Source organism: Haloarcula halophila (assembly GCF_029278565.1).
Taxonomy (GTDB): domain Archaea; phylum Halobacteriota; class Halobacteria; order Halobacteriales; family Haloarculaceae; genus Haloarcula; species Haloarcula halophila.
Map to the genome: position 1 here is coordinate 2,826,027 of NZ_CP119559.1, position 17,164 is coordinate 2,843,190.

The following is a 17,164-nucleotide window of genomic DNA, read 5'->3' on the forward strand; positions in this document are numbered from 1 at the left end:
GGCGGCCCGCGGCTGCATCGGCCGACGTGGGTACTTTTATCCTGCCGACAGCCCTACCAGCACTCGATGGTAGAAACTGGTGATTCCGCCCCGAACATCACGGCAACGATCGCAAACGGCGAGGTCGAGGCGTTCGACCTCTCGGAGCACCTGGGCGACGGCCCGGTCGTGCTCGCCTTCTTCCCCGGCGCGTTCACACCGCCGTGTTCCAACGAGATGGTCGCACTGCAGAACCACATCGGCGACTTCGAGGACGCCGGTGCGACGGTGCTCGGTGTCAGTGCCGACTCGGCGTTCTCGCTGAACGCCTTCCGCGACGAACACGGCCTGGAGTTCGACCTGGTCAGTGACATGGGCCGCCAGGCGATCCAGGACTACGGGCTGGAGATCGACATCGAGGACCTCGGCCTGCTCGGCGTCGCCAACCGCGCCGTCTTCGTCCTCGACGACGACGGGACGGTGAGCTACACCTGGACGACCGACGATCCGACCGTCGAACCCGACTACGAGGAACTGGTCGAAGCGGTCCAGGACGCCTGAACTTCCGGTAACCGGACTTTCTATTCGGAGACGTACGCGGTGTCGGCTCCCCGTAGCAGCGGGCACCGGACCACCCCGGTCGCGCCCGTCACGTCGAGCACGACCGCCTCCCCGAACCTGCCGTTCACCGGAGCGTGCCAGGGCGTGAGGGCGGTGTCGAACACACGGGCCGACTCAGCCTCGACGACCGCGGAGGGTGTCACAGTGGTGCTACCCGGTCGCCGTTCGCTCGAAGACGGAGACCGAGCGCACGTGGGAGCCGTGCCGAGCGACTCCAGCGGAGGATTCAGTCCTCGGTCGCGAACTGAAGCGAGCCACTGCTCCCCGCAGTCAGTGCCGCCCGATTACGGCGGGAATCGATCGTCGTCTTACAGCCTGGACACTCGTAGGTCGTCGAATCGGCGAGTACGTGGATGGTCCAGTCGCCGTTGATACGGCTCTCGTAGCCGCATTCGGGACAATAGAGGGTCGCCTTGTCAGTCGGCTGGGGCTCGGTGGAGGGCGTCATTTCCGAATCTACTCCCCGGACAGGGATAACCACGTCGTCTCCCCGGTCCGGATGCCTGCGTATCACTGGCACTGGGCGTGGTGGTTCGAGCGATCGCCGGAGGCACACCGGTCGCTCCCGACAGCACACTCGCGAGGACGATACGACCGGAACCAGCAGCCTTGGACTGCCGGCTCGTCCCGACTCAGTCGCCAAAGCCTGCGTTCCGCTGGACACCCGTTCCACGCTCCACTGTCTGCAGGTCGAACACGTCGCCGTCCAACCCCACCCCCTCGTAGGGGTCCGAATCGAGCAACAACGCGCCGTCCAGATCGACGTAATCGACCAGGGGCGCGAGGTGGACCGCCGCGGCGATAGCGGCGTTCGAGGCGACCATACAGCCCAGCATCGTCGACAGCCCGTGTGCGTCGGCGGCGTGCAACAGGCGGAGGGCGGGCCGGATCCCCCCACACTTGACGAGTTTGACGTTGACCACGTCGCAGGCGTCGGCGATCCGTGGGACGTCCCGCGGGGTGACACAGGACTCGTCGGCACAGACCGGGATCGGTGTCGCCTCGGTGACACGTCGCAACCCCTCGCGGTCGCCCGCACCGACGGGCTGTTCCAGCAGCGACACGTCGGCGGTCTCCAGCCAGCCCAGCGCGGCGACGGCCTCGTCGGGCGTCCAGGCGGCGTTGGCGTCGACCCGCAGGTCGGCGTCGGGGACCGCCTCGCGGACCGCTTCCAGACGCGTCCGGTCGTCGTCGGTCCCGAGTTTCACTTTCAGCTGCGAGAAGCCGGCGTCGACCGCGGCCCGAGCCTTCCCAGCCATCCGCTCGGGCGGATCGATCCCGACAGTGTAGGTCGTCGGCGGGACTGCCTCGGGGTCCAGTCCCAACTGGCGGTACAGCGGCGTCCCGAGTTCCCGGGCGGCCAGATCCGCGAGTGCGATGGAGACGGCGGCGCGTGCGGCCGGCTGGGCGGGCCACCGCTCGTGGAGGCGGCGGTCGAGTCGCTGGCCGTTGTGTGGATCGTCGAGATCGGTACCGACCGCGAGCATCTCGGGCAACAGTTCGGCGACGCTCGTGGCCGTCTCGTCGTAGTACGGCGAGGGTGCGACCCCGCCGACGCCGGTCACGTCGTCCCGTTCGAGTTCGACGACGACCGTCTCGCTGGTCGCGCTGGTCCCGCGAGCGATGCCAAACGGCGTCGCAAGCGGGAGGTCGTACAGCCGGACAGTCCAGTTCATACCACCGCGTCCAGCACCTCGTCGGCGACACCGTTCCGGACCGGATCACACGCCGGCGCGTCGATGGCCTCGGCGTATCCCGCGACGGCCTGCTCGGCAGCCCCGTCGTCGAGGTGTCGGGTGTTCAACGCTCCGGCGACCACGGTGGCGTCCGAGACCGGCGCGGCCAACCGGTCGTAGAGATCGACGACGGCGGGCAGCGGCGGGATCGAAAACGATTCGTAGCCGTTGATGGTTCCGCGGCCGGCCTCGTGACAGAGGACCAGCGCGTCCGGTGCCGAGCCGTGGAGGATACTCGTTGTTACACCCGAATAGGCGGGGTGGACGATCGATCCTTGCCCCTCGACGATCAGCAGGTCCTTCTCCTCGGGGGTCTGGACCAGTCGCTCGACGGCACCGGCGGCGTAGTCGGCGACGACGCGGTCGACCGACAGTCCCCAGCCGGTGATGGCGACGCCGGTCTGGCCGGTCGGGACGACGGCGGCGTCCAGCCCGCGCTCGCGGGCGGCGTCGCGCAACTCGAAGGAGACGGTCATCTTCCCCGTCGAGCAGTCGGTCCCGACCGTGGTGACGACCGTGGCGTCGACCCCACCAGCGGTGCCCTCGGCGACGGTCAAATCGTCGGGCGGTCTACGGAGGTCCCGGAGTTGTCCGCCGTGTTCGGCCGCCAGGTCGGCGAACTCGGGATCGTCGGCCAGGAAGTCGTGCAGTCCCGACACCACGTCACAGCCGCGTTCGAGCGCGGCCCGGACGTCCGGCCGCCAGGACTCCTCGAAGCGGCCGCCGATCGGTGCGATGCCGATGATCAGCGCGTCCACCTCGGGGACATCGTCCATCGACGCGACGACGGGGGCGTCCTGGACGCCGTCGAGGACATCCGCGACGCGCCGACCGGCGAACTCCCGGTCGACGACGGCACGGACCTCGTGGTCGCCGTACCTGAGCAGCCCGACGGCGGTCTTCGCCTCGTCGGGGAACGCCTCGTGTGTGAGCAGGGCCACTCGCATGCCGCGGCCTTCGCTGCCGGCGTGGGTAAAGCTACGGTTGCTACGGGACCCGTAACTGGACCGTCCAGAACGACTCGACGGCGTCGTCGAGTGCGGGTTCCGGATCGCCGGTCGCGTCGACGGCGCTGGTCACGGTCGCGAGCCCTTCGAACTCGTGGATGACCGACCGCTCGCCGACGACGTAGAGCCGGTCGGGGTCGACGGTTTCGATGGCCGCCCGGCAGCGGTCGAGGTGGCTGTCGATCTGCTGGTCGCGCAACCGCTCGAACCGGGACTGCGAGAACCCGCCTTTCGAGTGTTGGCTCTTGAGTTCGGAGTCGAACCCGTGGAAGGCCGTCCGTTCGCGGCCCTCGTACTCGCCCAGCGCGAACAGGTCCGAACGAACCAACGCCACGCTGTAGCTCCCGGACGGTTCGAACCACGACCGCTCCAGGCTGACGCGGTCGCCCCACTCGGCGAACGGCTCCGGCGGGTTCGGCACTGAGAGGCAGGCCGAGAGCAGCCCCGTGTCGTCGGCGACCGCAAGACAGGGCGCGGCCCGCGAGACCAGTTCTGCACGGTCGCCGAACGCCGTCGAGACAGCACCCGGGACCCGCCCTTCGTCGTCGACGTACGCCGTGAGAACGCCTTCCGGCCCACTCTCGACGCTCGACAGTCGATCGAGCACCTCGGCGAGTCGGTCTCGCCGGAGCCGTTCCTCGGCCCGGAACCCCATCTCCCGCTCGCCGCTCCGGTGGCGTTCGACGCGGTCTTCCAGTTCCTCGATCCGATCTTCGAGCTTGTTCTCGCGCTCTTCGGCGCGTTGTCGGGCGGTCGCTGCTTCGGCCCGCCGCTCCTCTTCGGCCGCAAGTTGCCGTTCGAGGTGGTGGTTCTCCTCTTCGAGGTCGGCGATGCGCTCTTTCAGCGAGGCCCGACCCAACACCCTGTCCAGCATGTGGTAGATGGCCGGTAGGGACGAGTATAAAAGTACAGTAGTCGGCGTCGGCGCGGACATCGCGGCTCCGGGAAAAACAGACGGGACCGAAGAGCATATTTTCTGAACGTATCCACAGTGGTCCGTGACAGGGTTCGCGAACTTACTGAAGACGATGGCGCTGCTCCATCTCCTCCCGTTCGGGTTCATCGTGGCGAACGTCTACACCTCGCTTCCGGTCGGAGTAAAGGCGTATCTGCTGGGCCAGGTCGTCGCGACCGGCCTCGTCCTCGATATGATATTCTCGTCGGTTACGTCGGTAGCGCTCGCGGTCCGTGCGTACCTGGCGCTCTTCCAGGAGGCGATTTTCCTCGTCGTCGTCGGTCTCTGTGGGGTCGTGTTCTGGGTGAGAGACGAGATCGGCTCTGATCCCGAGCGGCACGCCCGCAGCGACTCGTGGATCGATCGTCTCCGGGGCGATAGCTCGGACAGTGGTCGGGGGACTGTCAGTCCGAACCCGGGCCGCTCCGCCCGCGTCCGCGGGGAAGCTATCGTCGTGCTTTTCCTCTGTTCGCTCGTCCTCGCCCGTCTGGTCGCTGTCGTGTTCCCGCCGATCCCCTCTTCCGGCGCGTCCCTGCTCTCGGCGCCGGAAGTCGCTGTCTACCAGTCGGAACTGTTCCACGACGATTACGAGTTCGTGGTACAACTGCTCAAGGTCGTCCGGCTCGATCTGTACCTGGTGATCGGTCTGATCACGCTGTTGGCCATGTTCCCGCTGGGGCGGGACATCGGCCCGCGGCAGATGAAGTACAGTTATCTCGTCACGGGTGCCGGTGCACAGATCGTCATCCTCCCGGCCGTCGTCCTCTCGGTGTTCGGTCTCACCGTCTTCGGGGTGACGGTCATCCCGCCGAACGCTCCCGTGGAGCTGACCGGCAACTTCACCGTCCTCGCCGCGCCGATCTTCCTCCTGTTGCTGGTCGTCGGCGCGGTCACGAGAGAGTTCCTCCGGAAAGCCGAGCACACGTATGGTTCTTGACTGGGTCGTCGAGTTCGTCCCGGGATGGCTCGGTCCGACAGTGATCGTCCTCGGGTTGTTCGTCTGCTCGATCGGGCTGTTCCGGAGCGGATTGCGACAACTGTTCACGGGTGTGAGTTCGAACTTCGAGTACCTGGTCCCCGGGCTGGCCGGACTCGTCTACGTGTGGGCGATGACCAACCTGCTCGCACTCCCGGGGTTCGTCGTCCGCAATCCGACGACGTACGCGATTCTGTTCGCCTTCAGCGCCAAGTGGATCGAGGGGGCGTCGGCGGTCATCATCTACCCGAAGCTCGCCTACGTCGCACGCAACTTCTCGGAGGTCCGCAGGACGTGGTCGACGCCGGGGCAGACGACGATGACACAGAAGCTTCTCCGGGGGCTCGTGCTGTTTCTCCTCGGGATGATCGCGTTCTACGCGTTCGTCGGTTCGCTCCTCTACGTGAACGGGCTCTCGGTGCCGGCCGGGAACCTGCTCGTCGTCGTCTGGACCGTCCTCACGTTCGTCATCTCGCTTCTGGGGTTGTTCTGGAAGGTCTCGACGGTCGATCTCCCGGCCTATCTGCTCTACGGGACGGTGCTCGTTCTGAGCGGTGCGGAGGTCGTCAACCTCTCGTCGATCGGTGGCGACATCAGCGTCTTCGTGGCCGGCGGTGTCGGCTACACCCTCGGCTACCTGACGCTGCTGCTTCTGTGGGTGCTCCCCGACGGGACACTCACGGCCGATCCGGGGGGCCGCCGGGACTAGGCTCCGTGTCCGAGGGGACCGCACGGATGCCGGGAGTCCAGTCCCCACAGGTTTAAGCGAGTATGGTAGTGACTGAGTGTATGGAGCGGATTCCGTTCGGTGTCGGGCAACTGGACTCCATCGTCAACGGTGGGGCGCCGACCGGTAGCGTGGTCCTCCTGTCGGGCGAAGCAGGTGCCGGTGCACGTGAGTTCATGCACACCAGCGCCCTCATCAACGGGTTGGCCGAGGTCGACGACGAACTGTTCGACCTCTACTACGGAACGCCGTCGGCCGACGCCGTCCTGCCCGACGAGGTCCACTACATCTCCTTTACTGCCAGTGGCTCACAGCTCACCGAAGAGATGCGTATCGCGATGGACGACGATATCGTCGACGCCGGGACCGAGGGTGTCGAGTTCCACGACCTCTCGGAGCGGTACTTCCACATCAGTCCGGTCCCGCGGGAGTGGTACGCCGAGCGGACGGACAACATCAAAGACCTCCGGGCTCGTCACGAGCGCGACGACCTGCTGGGCGCGCTGGGGATCCTGCTGAACGATGTCGCAAGCGGCAACCTCGTGGTTATCGACTCGCTGTCGGACCTGGTCAGTGCGATGGGTGAGGAGATCAACTGGGCCGACATCAGCTTCCTCGTCTCGGGGCTCCAGAAGGCGGCCCACGAATGGGGTGGACTCATCCTGTTGTACGTCAACCACGACACACTCTCGGATGTCAGACACGGCCAGCTCAGCGACGCCGCCCACGGGACGATGAGTTTCGCCTGGGAGTCCGGTGGCTCGACGCGGGCCCGGACACTCGTCATCAAACAGTTCCGCGGGGTCCTCTCCGAGATCGAGGACGAGAACATCGTCCAGTTCGAGACCGAGATCGGCGACGCGGGCTTCGACATCAGCGATGTCCGGAAAATCCGGTAGGTGTGACTTTCGACGGCTGAAATCAGCGGCAAACGCTTAACTGTCTGGTTCAAATACCGGTACGTAATGGCCAGTGAGTCGACGGAGGACGTGAGTATCACCGTCGAGCTTTCGGGGGAACTCGACGAGTGGCTCGACGACCGGGCTGCCCGGCTCGGAGTCTCCCGAGACGAAGTGGTCCGCCAGCTCCTGTCGTCGTATCGGGCCGCCGACGACCTGGGTGACGACATCGCGTTGTCCCCGGCCGGCGACGGCGACGACGTGGTTCGAGAAGAGATCACTGCCACCGTCGACGACCGCGTCAACGAACAGGCGGAACGGATCATCGGCGACCGACTACCGGACATCGCAGACGCGGTCGAGGGGCGGATCGACGCCGATCTCTCCGAGGTCGAGTCGGAGTTCGACGAAAAGATCGACGACGTCCGTGATCGAGTTGTCCAGCTCAAACGCGAACTCGACCAGAAGGCACCGAAGACACACGATCATGAGGCATTCGAGGAGATCGACCAACTCGATCGTGAACTGGAGCTGCTGACCGACGACCTGGCGTCGTTTCGCGACGAGGTCGACGCGTCGTTCGCCGACCAGAACGAGGAGATAGCGGACCTCGCCGACCGCCTCGACGACGTGGAAGACAAGCTCAAGCGGGTCGCCTGGGTTGTCACCGATCTCCGAGAGGAACAGGGCGGCCAGGGCACCCACAAGCGGGCGGTCGACCGGATCAAACGCGCCGCTGCCCAGGAAGGGATCTCGACGGCCAGTTGTGAGAGCTGTGACGAACAGGTCGACATCGCGTTGCTGACCGACCCCCAGTGTCCTCACTGTGAGACGACCGTCACCGACGTTCGCCCCGACGGCGGCTTCCTCCGGAAGAAGGCACGATTGGTGACTGCGTCGCAACTCGAAGCGGGCGAGACGAATGAGTGACGACGACCCGGAGGACCCGTTTGCGGACCTCGACACCGACGACCGGGAGGGGGACCCGTTCGAACGGCTCACTGGGGACGACGAGGAGTCGACCGACGATACGGCGCCGGAAGTTACCGATGTCTTCGAAGACACCCCTCCGGCCCCCAACGACGACGGCGACGACCACTTCGAGCAGGGATGGTCCGACGAGGCGGACGGGGACGACGTCTTCGAGCGAACGGGTACCGGTGAGGCCACAGACGACGGTGCCACCCGGAGCCACTCGGACCCACAGGGGGCACAACCGACCGGTCCCACAGTCGACGACGGGCCGGCCCCGGGGTCGGCCGACGACCCCTTCGACGGGATGGACGACCGAGAAGGCGACCCCTTCGAGGGGGGCGAGAGTGCCTTCGAACGTGTCGACGTCGGCAGTATCGACGCCGACTCGGTCTGGGAGGAGATCACCGCCGAGGACGACGATGGGCCGGCAGGCGAGTCAGTCACGGAGGTGCCGGACGTGGGCTACGCCGAGGTGTCCAAACACCGGTACTGCGAGCAGTGTGAGTTCTTCTCCGGGCCGCCGGAGGTGAACTGCTCTCACGACGAGGCACGGATTCTGGAGTTCGTCGACATGGAGACGGTCCGGCTGGCGGACTGTCCGATCGTCGCCGAGCAACGGGCTCTGGAGAACGAGGAGTAACGGTTTTCCTCGCGGACCGACGACCGGTACACATGCAGTTCTGCGACGACTGCGGCTCGATGATGCACGCCGACGGCGACGAGATGGTCTGTCAGTCCTGTGGCACACGGGCGGCGAAAGACGCGGACCGCGCCGCCGAGTTCGTCACGACGGACGAACAGAGCGACGACGACGTCATCGAGACCGAGGAGGGCGCGAACTTCGAGGGGAAACCGACGGCCAACGACGTCACCTGCGACGAGTGTGGCCACGGGAAGGCCTGGTATACGATCAAACAGACCGGCTCGGCCGACGAACCGCCGACGAGGTTCTTCAAATGTCAGGACTGTGGCCACCGCTGGCGAGAATATAACTGAAGGTGGCTATAGAAGGCCCAAAACTTCCGTTAGGGGCAGAATAGGCTTTTTCGGGTGGGCATTAGTTCTTGCAATGATTACATCGTAGAGGGTGTCATAGAAGTCTTCCCACACCTACACAGGAATCGCTCAGTACTGGTGATCCACATGCCGACGCCTATCACCGATCTACCCACACTCCGTCAGAAACTGCGTGTGAGATACAGAGGGTTATCGGTCGTTCTGTTTCCCTTCACGATAGCCTAATACTCCTGACTCAGCCGTTGTTTTCAGGATTCGGTATATTCCAACGAGAACCCTGACCATGAGAATCCCACCACCAACCCAGATGAGAACCCGTGAGAGTTCAATCCCTCCGAGGAGGAGGGTCTCGGGAGTAATTACCCCGAGAAGGAAGAGAGCCAAACCAATCCAGAAGGCTTCGTTCCGCTGGGAGAGTTCTGTGAGGGTATCCGCCATATCGTTAAGTAAGTTGTTGTGGGAATTAAACTTCGCCAATGACCGACTCGCGCCCTGTATCTTGCACGACTATTGGGACACCTCTCTGAGCTGGTAGAATCCTCGGAAATCAATGCGCAAGCGCGTTCTATCCCGTTCAGTTGTCGGGGGGCGGCATCTCTGGACCAGGCTTAAGCCCACTGTCGAGAAGTCGTGTTGCCGTTCGTGAGGAGGGAGGTGATATCCTTTCGGGAACCACGTCTGGTTCTGTCGGCATATCGACACTATCCGGGGTAGGGTCGATCTGCCAACCGTAGTAGTGACGGAAGTAGGCAGCGACGTCAGCCCCGTAGCGTCCTTCATCGCCGCGGACTGCGTCAATTCCGTCTTCGAACGTGAACCTCGAGTCCGCCAAGTAGACGTAGCCGTCCACCTGGCCCGTACCCCCATCACCGTAGCAGAACACGACCCAGTCGACATCGCCATCGTAGCTGCCGGGACCGAAGCCGAGCCGAGGACCCTCGTCGTTGACTGCAACGCCGGTGAGCGGAACGCGAACTCTGACTCGGCCTGGCTCATCCTCGGAGGGCTGTTCGCGAACGAGGTCAGTTGCGCCGTCGGTCACCCAGGGTCGGTCGACGAGGTCACCACGGTCCACGAGGACAAGTCCCTCCTCACGGAAGTTGACGCGGAGCCAGTCGACGAAGTCGTCTCCAATACTGTAGCCTTCGGCGAACGCATGCGGGTTATCGAGCCGTCCCTCGACGATGAGCCAGTCGTTTGCGTCCTCGATAGTGAACGGACCAGTCGGCGGATCGTCTGTGAGTGTCTTATCCGGCACGATCTCGGGGCGTGCGATGTCGATCGAGGGGTGGTAGTACGGTGAGGTCCGGTACGGTCCGGCACTCTCGACGCTGACGCCGTGATACCGCTCCAGATAGGCCTCGGTATCGGCACCGCTGTGGGTCCGTGCCCCCTCGAACTCATCGATACACGTCCCGCCTTCGTACACCTTGGCGTGGACGCCAATGGCCTCGTCCAGCGTCCACGAGAGGATCGCCCACTCTAGCGGCCCGAGATCCCCCTGTTCAATCGCGTCGTCGATTGCACCGCGGTGTGGCGTCCGTCCACTGAACTCGTACCGTAGTCGACCCTCAACAGGGTCGCGCGGCGCAGTTTCTTCGTAGTTGTTCGACCACTCCTCGGTATCGACCAACGTACTGATCCTCTCGTGGAACGCGTCGGGTTCGCGTGTCTGGACGACGAGGGCGGTGTACGTTCGCGGCACGTCTCGGCACATGTGGACCTGAATAAAAAACCTGTCTCGCTTCGCCAGCAGCTCTCGACTGACTGATAGAGTCCCACCGATCGGTACGAACAGCCCGAATCTCCTCGATAGGCAACCTAAACAATCTGCTTACGCCAGCAAGCTGTTTCATCTGCCAGGACTGTGGCCACCGCTGGCGGGAGTACAATTAACCCGCTGCCCGACGCCGTCTCCGTATGACACTGGAAGAACGGACCCGGGAGGCGGTCCGGACGGAACTACAGCGACTCCTCGACCGGTACGGTGAGGTCGAAGTTGACCGCCAGACCGTAACCAACGAACCCGACCTGTTCGAGGCGGGACGAGACCTCGCCCAGGAGGGGTGGCTGGGCGACGCGGGGACCTGGGTCACTGACGATTCGGGACGTGTCCTGCTCATTCGACACGAGGGCGAGCCCGACACCTGGGGGACACCCGGTGGCGGTCACGAACCGGGGACCGACGACGGTCTCGACGGGACGGCCCTGCGGACGCTGACCGAACAGACCGGCGTTGAGGCCGACCTGGACTCGCTGTACTACGTCCGCTGGCAGACGGTCGTCAACGAGGCCGACGCCGACGACCGGCTCCACATGCTCAGCGTGGTGTTCGAGGGAACGGCTGTCTCGACCGACATCGTCGAGGGCGAGGCCGACCACGGCGTGCTGGCGGCGACGTGGTTCCAGAACCTCCCCGAACGTCTCCACGAGATTCCACAACGGAAGTCCGAGGAAGCCGAGTGAGTCGGTCAAAACCCGCTCGAAGCCTACTGAAGACACTTACACCGACGGGTGGAAGCGTCCCGTATGCGCCGCCGCCACTTCCTCGGGCTCTGTGGCTCGCTGGTCGCCGGGACCGCCGGCTGTCTCCAGGGGACCGACGGACCCGCCGACCCGCCGGAGCGTCGGACGGATCGCTCGTCGACGCCACCGACGACGGCATCCGGAACGGACCCTTCGGCTGTCGAGATCACGAGCGCAGCCGTCCAGCCGGGCGTCGTCGGCCCGAACACGCCGGATTCGATCGGCGTCTTCGACGAGTTCGGGCAGTACCTCGTCGTCCAGGTCGCGCGAGCGGGTCCTGCGTACGACGCCTTCGACTTTCGGTTCGACGGCCAGCTGTTCCCGTCGACCACGCTCCAGAGCGGGCTCTACCGGGACGACGAGTGGGGAGTCAGGTACAGTGACGGCAGCGGGCCGGTGCTGTTCGGGTTGCCGGAGACCGGCGACGCCAGCGACGCGCGGCTACAGTTCGGCGACCGAACGTGGGAACCGCCACAGCCGGTGCGCGACCGACTCGAAGCACCGCTACCGACGTTCGACGTGACGATGCGCGGCCCCGACCGGGTCGGGCCGGACAGGGACCCGGTACTGCTGGTGACGGTGACGAACGAGAGCGACCGCTCGGGCTGGTATACGCTCGCGCTCAACCGTTCCGGGCCGCTGATTGCGTCGGCACCGATCCGACGTATCGCCGGGACGCTCGAACCGGGCGAGGAGCGGACGATCAGCCACGACGCCCGGAGTCCGTTCTCGCCGGATGCCGATCCGAGTGCGGTGACCTACCGGCTCGACGTCCCCGGCGAGGACCGGGGACGCTCACACACGATCGAGCCGACAGAACGGACGAAGACGCCGGGCTGGACCGACGAGGGGACCGCGACCGCGAGCGGTACGGAGTGACCGATTCACTCGGAGACGGCCGCGGCGTCCTTGCGGACGAGTTCGTCGTGTTTACGGTCGACCCAGAGGGCGATGGGCCAGTTGTCGGGATCGTACGGGGCAGCGCCTTCGAGCAGTTCCATCCGGCCGACCGGCTCGGGCGGCATCGTCACGAGGCCCTCGTGTCGCTCGTCACCGATCGCCTCGATCGTGTGACGGGCGCCGCCCGGGAGGTAGACGAACTCGCGCGGTTGTACTTCGATGACCTGCTCAGTGCCGTCTTCCTGTGCTAGCGTGTAACGGGCTCTCCCGGCCAGACACAGGCAGACTTCGTCGAAGCTCGGGGTGTGGGTGTGCCAGTCGATCGTCGCGCCGGGACCCATCTCGAAGTACAGCTGTTTGAACTCGTTCGTGACACAGACGGGGTACGTCCGGATGTCCTCGCCGCCCTGCTGGACACAACTCGCGTCGTCGAGGGACACCTTGTACATCGTCTGGTCGGGGAGGTGGGTGTAATCGAGGGATCGCGGGGTCAGATCGGAACGGCTGTTCGAATCACTTTCGTCGCTCATACCGGAACAGCACCGACAACCGAGACGAGAGTAAAAAACGCTCCCCCGATTCAGACCGGCAACGCGAGCCAGGCGACGACGACAACGCCTGCGCCGACGACGGTGGAGCCGACGGCGTGGGTCCGCAACTCGTCGAGCAGGTCGTGGGAGTGTTCGTGCAGCGAACAGACCTCGTCGATCTCGCTGCCGGCCTCGCAGTTGGGCAGGAAGTCCATCGCGACGTGGAGGAAGATGCCCGCGGCGAACCCGAAGACGACGGCGTTGAGCGCCGGTGCCTGCGGGACGGCGAGCAGCGCCGACGGGATCGCCGTCAGACCGACGCCGGCTGCTGGCAACAGGAGTGCGGTCGCGGACTTCCCGTTCCGACTCAGCCGTCGAGCGGCCGCGTAGCCCGCGGGACCCTTGTGTGAGACGATCGCCAGTCCGAGCAGGAGGCCCAGCGTCGGCATCGAGCCGTAGACCAACCCGATGATGAGCCCGGCCGAGAGCGCGTGGGCGGCGATGGCCGCCGTCGTCGTGTCGAAACTCGTCTCGACGTGGGTGAGTCGATGGCCGATCGTGTGGCTCCCGTAGCCGACGACAAGCCCCAGCGCGATGCCGATGCCGCCGATGCGGGGTGAACCGGCCTGCCCGCCCAGTCCCATCGCCTGGGGGACCAGAAACATCGCTGCCGAGGTGACCATCGCCCCGCTGGCGAGTCCGTACCCCCAGACGAGCCGATGCGGGTTGGTCCGTTCAGCCCGCACGCTCAGCCACGCACCCGCGACCATCGCCGCGAACGCGACCCACGAGATGACGAGTACTTTGACGAGCCCGCCAGTGACGGCCAGTGCCGAGAGCGCGATCAGCACGACGACGCTGGCGACACCGACGAGAGACGGGCGATCGGGGTTATTAAAAACTCTAACTTCGTTAATAGCCATTAACTACTAACAACGCATAGTTACTAATAAATCCATCGGGTGATAGGACCGACAGCAGTGTCCGGGGGAGTGACGTGTATCACACACACAACGCTGTTTGGCAACCGTTTTATGGTCGTTCCGCCCCGGTGTAGAGACAATGAGTTCCCTCTCCGGAACGGCAGTTACGGTCGTCGGGGGCGGCTTCGGCGGGCTTTCAGCGGCCTGCTATCTGGCCGATGCCGGTGCTGACGTCCGTGTGTTGGAAAAGAACGACCATGTCGGCGGCCGAGCCTCACAACTGGAGGCCGAGGGGTTCCGGTTCGATATGGGTCCCTCCTGGTATCTGATGCCCGACGTCTTCGAGCGCTTTTTCGCGTACTTCGGGCGCGAGCCGAGCGACTTCTACGACCTGGAGCCCCTCGACCCCCACTATCGGATCTTCTTCAAGGACGGCGACCGACTCGACGTGACCGGCGACCACGAGGAGATGCGTGACCTGTTCGAATCTTACGAACCCGGGGCCGGCGAGGCGTTCGACGACTACCTGGAGACCAGCGAGTCCCACTACGAGACGGCGATGAACAAGTTCGTCTACGAGGACCGCTCGCGCCTGCGTGACTGGATTGATCTGGACGTGCTGACCGCCGCACCGGTCGGGCTCCAGCTCATCGGCTCGATGCAGGGCCACGTCGAGGACTACTTCGAACACCCGAAGCTCCAGCAGATCATGCAGTACACGCTGGTGTTCCTCGGTGGCTCGCCGAAGAACACGCCGGCGCTGTACAACATGATGAGCCACGTCGACTTCAACCTCGGCGTCTACTACCCCGAGGGGGGCATCTACAGCGTAGTCGACGGGCTCGTGGAACTGGGGACCGACCTCGGAGTCACCTACGAGACGAGCGCGGAAGTCGACGAGATCACCCGCCGGAAGGACGGGTTCCTCGTCCAGACCAAGGCAGGCGACGTGTCACACCCCGACCGCGTGGTCGTCAACGCCGACTACGCCCACGCCGAGCGGGAACTGTTGCCCGACCACGAACGCCAGTACGACGACGACTACTGGGACGACCGGACCTACGCCCCGTCGGCGTTTCTCATGTACCTGGGCGTCGAGGGCGACGTCGAGCCCCTGGAACACCACACGCTCGTGCTCCCGACTGACTGGGAGCCCCACTTCGACGACATCTTCGAGGAACCCGACTGGCCCGACGACCCGGCCTACTACCTCTGTGTCCCCTCGAAGACCGACGACACGGTCGCTCCCGACGGACACTCGAATCTGTTCGCCCTCGTCCCCGTCGCGCCGGGACTCCACGACGGCGAGGCGATCCGTGAGGAGTACCGCGAGAAGATCCTGGCCGACATCGCCGAGAACACGGGCGTGGACCTGCGGGACCGCATCGTCTACGAGAAACAGTTCGCCGTCTCGGACTTCGGCGAGCGGTACAACGCCACGGAGGGCACCGCGCTCGGCCTGGCCCACACGCTGCGCCAGACGGCGCTGCTCCGGCCGAACAACCGCTCTTCGGCCGTCGACGGGCTCTACTTCACGGGCTCGTTTACGACGCCCGGCATCGGGGTCCCGATGTGTCTCATCAGCGGCGAACACACGGCACAGGCACTGATCGACGACGCCCAATGAGCACCGTCACGGACCGTCTCGCCGAGGTCGTCCCCTCGGAAGAGAGCCGTATCGGCTACCTACTGCGGCTCTCCCGACCCCGGTTCTGGCTCTACCAGGGCGGTCCGGTCATCGTGGCAGCGACCTACGCGGCCGACGGACCGGCCGAACTGTTCTCGCCGCTGTCGATCGCGCTGTTCCTGTATTTCACGGTGCCGGCCAACGTCTTCCTCTACGGCGTCAACGACGTCTTCGACGCCGATGTCGACGAGCACAACCCGAAGAAAGACGAGGGCCGCGAGGTGAGTTTCCGGAGCGAGGACGCCGCCGTCACCGCGACGATCGTCGTCTCCGGGCTCCTCGCGCTGGCGTTCGTCCCGTGGCTGCCGCCGCTCGGCCTACTCGCGCTCGGTGCGTGGGCGGTCCTCTCGGTGGAGTACTCCGCGCCGCCGATGCGGTTCAAGACCACGCCGTTTCTCGATTCGATCTCGAACGGATTGTATATCCTCCCTGGTGTCGTCGCCTACGCCGCCATCGAGGGGGTCGCGCCGCCGGCCACGGCCGTCGCCGGTGCCTGGCTCTGGACGATGGGGATGCACACCTTCTCGGCGATCCCCGATATCGAACCCGACCGCGCGGCCGGTATCGAGACGACCGCGACGTTCCTGGGGGAGTCCAACACCTACTACTACTGCGTGATGTGCTGGCTCACCGCCGCGTTCGTCTTCACCTACACCCACTGGGTGTTCGGGTTGCTCCTGTTGATCTACCCCGGACTCGTCTTCGGCATCCTCGGCATCGGCGTCGACATCGACGAGGCATACTGGTGGTATCCGGCGATCAACACCGTCGTCGGGATGGTGTTCACGATGCTCGGCCTGTGGGTGATGCTGTATGGCTGAGCTGCTGGGCTGGCAAGTCCCCGAAGACAGGGCGGCGGCGACCCGGCGGCTGGATGCGCTCGTCCGTGAACATCGGTTTACGATCGCCGTCGTCTTCCCGCTGGTCGGTGCAGTGACACTGCTTGCCAGCGCCCAGAACCTGCTCCCGCCGCCGCTGGCGTTCAACCCCTTCTTCGTCCTCTTCGGGACGCTCGTGATGCGCCTGCCGCTGGTCGCCGGGATCGCTCCCCTGCTCGATCGGAAGGCCGTCGCCGCCCTCGGGCTGTTGACGGCCTATTCGTACGGCATCGAACTGTACGGCGTCCGAACCGGTTGGCCCTACGGCGAGTTCACGTACGGCGTCGACCTCGGGCCGATGCTGCTGGGGGAGGTCCCGCTCGGCCTGCCGGTCTTCTTCTTCCCGCTGGTGTTGAACAGCTACCTGCTCGTGTTGCTCCTGCTCGGCCGACGCGCCGAGTCCGCTCTCCCGCGCCTGCTTGCGACGCTGGCGACGGTACTGCTCGTCGACCTGATACTGGACCCCGGCGCGGTGGCGATCGGCTTCTGGGAGTACGAACTGGGGCAGTTCTACGGCGTCCCCTGGCAGAACTACCAGGGGTGGCTCCTGTCGGGGTCGATCGCCGTGTTGCTGTTCGATCTGGGCTTCGACCGGGCAGGCCTCCGTCGCCGGCTGGAGTCCTGCGAGTTCATGCTCGACGACCTGGTGAGTTTCGTCCTCCTGTGGGGCGGGATCAACCTCTTCTACGCGAACTGGGTTCCCGTCGGGCTAGCGGCGCTGCTGGGGGGCAGTCTGCTCTGGACCGACCGCTTCGACTTCGACCTCTCGGAGACGCGACTGGGCCGGGCGGTCCGGCGCTGAGAAACCGGCAGGATCGACAGCCGTCG

At 65.2% G+C, this 17,164-nt stretch carries 21 protein-coding genes; 12 read left to right on the forward strand and 9 right to left on the reverse strand.

Translation table 11 applies throughout. The annotated features are described in order from the left end of the window. The first annotated feature begins 66 nt into the window (after positions 1-66). Positions 67-540: a redoxin domain-containing protein gene (locus tag P0204_RS14815; protein ID WP_276180601.1), complete on the forward strand. Its 474-nt coding sequence runs from the start codon at positions 67-69 to the stop codon at positions 538-540. A 20-nt stretch (positions 541-560) separates the two neighbouring features. Here the strand turns inward: P0204_RS14815 and P0204_RS14820 are convergent, their stop codons facing one another. From P0204_RS14820 to P0204_RS14840, 5 genes are all read right to left on the reverse strand, one after another. Then, positions 561-743, reverse strand: a complete 183-nt coding sequence (locus tag P0204_RS14820) for a hypothetical protein (protein WP_276180603.1) — start codon at positions 741-743, stop codon at positions 561-563. An 83-nt stretch (positions 744-826) separates the two neighbouring features. Further along, on the reverse strand, positions 827-1,048 hold the full coding sequence (locus P0204_RS14825; RefSeq protein WP_276180605.1) for a DUF8106 domain-containing protein: 222 nt from the start codon (positions 1,046-1,048) through the stop codon (positions 827-829). A 184-nt stretch (positions 1,049-1,232) separates the two neighbouring features. Beyond that, complete coding sequence (locus P0204_RS14830; RefSeq protein ID WP_276180607.1) at positions 1,233-2,276, reverse strand: dipeptide epimerase; 1,044 nt, start codon at positions 2,274-2,276, stop codon at positions 1,233-1,235. After that, positions 2,273-3,283 (reverse strand): N-acetyltransferase DgcN family protein, encoded by a 1,011-nt coding sequence (locus tag P0204_RS14835; RefSeq protein ID WP_276180609.1) that lies wholly within the window; start codon positions 3,281-3,283, stop codon positions 2,273-2,275. The genes P0204_RS14830 and P0204_RS14835 overlap by 4 nt, the downstream gene beginning before the upstream one ends. Before the next feature lie 40 nt (positions 3,284-3,323). Next, entirely contained in the window at positions 3,324-4,217 is an 894-nt protein-coding gene (locus P0204_RS14840; RefSeq protein ID WP_276180611.1) for a Vms1/Ankzf1 family peptidyl-tRNA hydrolase, read from the reverse strand. A 124-nt stretch (positions 4,218-4,341) separates the two neighbouring features. Between P0204_RS14840 and P0204_RS14845 the strand changes: the two genes are divergently transcribed. From P0204_RS14845 to P0204_RS14870, 6 genes are all read left to right on the forward strand, one after another. Further along, on the forward strand, positions 4,342-5,235 hold the full coding sequence (locus P0204_RS14845; RefSeq protein ID WP_276180614.1) for a hypothetical protein: 894 nt from the start codon (positions 4,342-4,344) through the stop codon (positions 5,233-5,235). Continuing rightward, on the forward strand, positions 5,225-5,983 hold the full coding sequence (locus tag P0204_RS14850) for a hypothetical protein (RefSeq protein ID WP_276180616.1): 759 nt from the start codon (positions 5,225-5,227) through the stop codon (positions 5,981-5,983). The genes P0204_RS14845 and P0204_RS14850 overlap by 11 nt, the downstream gene beginning before the upstream one ends. Positions 5,984-6,063: 80 nt before the next feature. Continuing rightward, entirely contained in the window at positions 6,064-6,900 is an 837-nt protein-coding gene (locus P0204_RS14855) for an RAD55 family ATPase (RefSeq protein ID WP_276180618.1), read from the forward strand. 66 nt (positions 6,901-6,966) lie between these two features. After that, entirely contained in the window at positions 6,967-7,830 is an 864-nt protein-coding gene (locus P0204_RS14860) for a ribbon-helix-helix protein, CopG family (RefSeq protein ID WP_276180620.1), read from the forward strand. After that, positions 7,823-8,515 (forward strand): DUF8135 domain-containing protein, encoded by a 693-nt coding sequence (locus P0204_RS14865; RefSeq protein ID WP_276180622.1) that lies wholly within the window; start codon positions 7,823-7,825, stop codon positions 8,513-8,515. The genes P0204_RS14860 and P0204_RS14865 overlap by 8 nt, the downstream gene beginning before the upstream one ends. Positions 8,516-8,547: 32 nt before the next feature. Next, complete coding sequence (locus P0204_RS14870) at positions 8,548-8,871, forward strand: transcription factor S (RefSeq protein ID WP_276180625.1); 324 nt, start codon at positions 8,548-8,550, stop codon at positions 8,869-8,871. 210 nt (positions 8,872-9,081) lie between these two features. On the opposite strand, the gene P0204_RS14875 is transcribed toward P0204_RS14870, so the two are convergent. After that, entirely contained in the window at positions 9,082-9,330 is a 249-nt protein-coding gene (locus P0204_RS14875; RefSeq protein WP_276180627.1) for a hypothetical protein, read from the reverse strand. A gap of 136 nt (positions 9,331-9,466) precedes the next feature. Continuing rightward, complete coding sequence (locus tag P0204_RS14880; protein ID WP_276180630.1) at positions 9,467-10,597, reverse strand: hypothetical protein; 1,131 nt, start codon at positions 10,595-10,597, stop codon at positions 9,467-9,469. 215 nt (positions 10,598-10,812) lie between these two features. On the opposite strand from P0204_RS14880, the gene P0204_RS14885 reads away from it, so the two are divergent. Then, a complete protein-coding gene (locus tag P0204_RS14885; protein ID WP_276180632.1) occupies positions 10,813-11,358 on the forward strand; it encodes an NUDIX hydrolase in 546 nt (181 codons plus the stop codon). A gap of 63 nt (positions 11,359-11,421) precedes the next feature. Continuing rightward, positions 11,422-12,297, forward strand: a complete 876-nt coding sequence (locus tag P0204_RS14890; protein WP_276180634.1) for a hypothetical protein — start codon at positions 11,422-11,424, stop codon at positions 12,295-12,297. A gap of 5 nt (positions 12,298-12,302) precedes the next feature. Here the strand turns inward: P0204_RS14890 and P0204_RS14895 are convergent, their stop codons facing one another. Further along, on the reverse strand, positions 12,303-12,848 hold the full coding sequence (locus P0204_RS14895) for a cupin domain-containing protein (RefSeq protein WP_276180636.1): 546 nt from the start codon (positions 12,846-12,848) through the stop codon (positions 12,303-12,305). A gap of 50 nt (positions 12,849-12,898) precedes the next feature. Next, positions 12,899-13,771, reverse strand: coding sequence for a ZIP family metal transporter (locus P0204_RS14900; protein ID WP_276180638.1), 873 nt, complete (start codon positions 13,769-13,771; stop codon positions 12,899-12,901). A gap of 139 nt (positions 13,772-13,910) precedes the next feature. On the opposite strand from P0204_RS14900, the gene crtD reads away from it, so the two are divergent. From crtD to cruF, 3 genes are read left to right on the forward strand one after another with little or no spacing between them, the layout of a single operon-like run. Beyond that, complete coding sequence (crtD, locus tag P0204_RS14905) at positions 13,911-15,398, forward strand: carotenoid 3,4-desaturase (RefSeq protein ID WP_276180640.1); 1,488 nt, start codon at positions 13,911-13,913, stop codon at positions 15,396-15,398. Further along, positions 15,395-16,279: a prenyltransferase gene (locus P0204_RS14910; protein ID WP_276180642.1), complete on the forward strand. Its 885-nt coding sequence runs from the start codon at positions 15,395-15,397 to the stop codon at positions 16,277-16,279. The genes crtD and P0204_RS14910 overlap by 4 nt, the downstream gene beginning before the upstream one ends. Then, positions 16,272-17,138 (forward strand): bisanhydrobacterioruberin hydratase, encoded by an 867-nt coding sequence (gene cruF / locus P0204_RS14915; protein ID WP_276180644.1) that lies wholly within the window; start codon positions 16,272-16,274, stop codon positions 17,136-17,138. The genes P0204_RS14910 and cruF overlap by 8 nt, the downstream gene beginning before the upstream one ends. Positions 17,139-17,164: the final 26 nt, after the last annotated feature.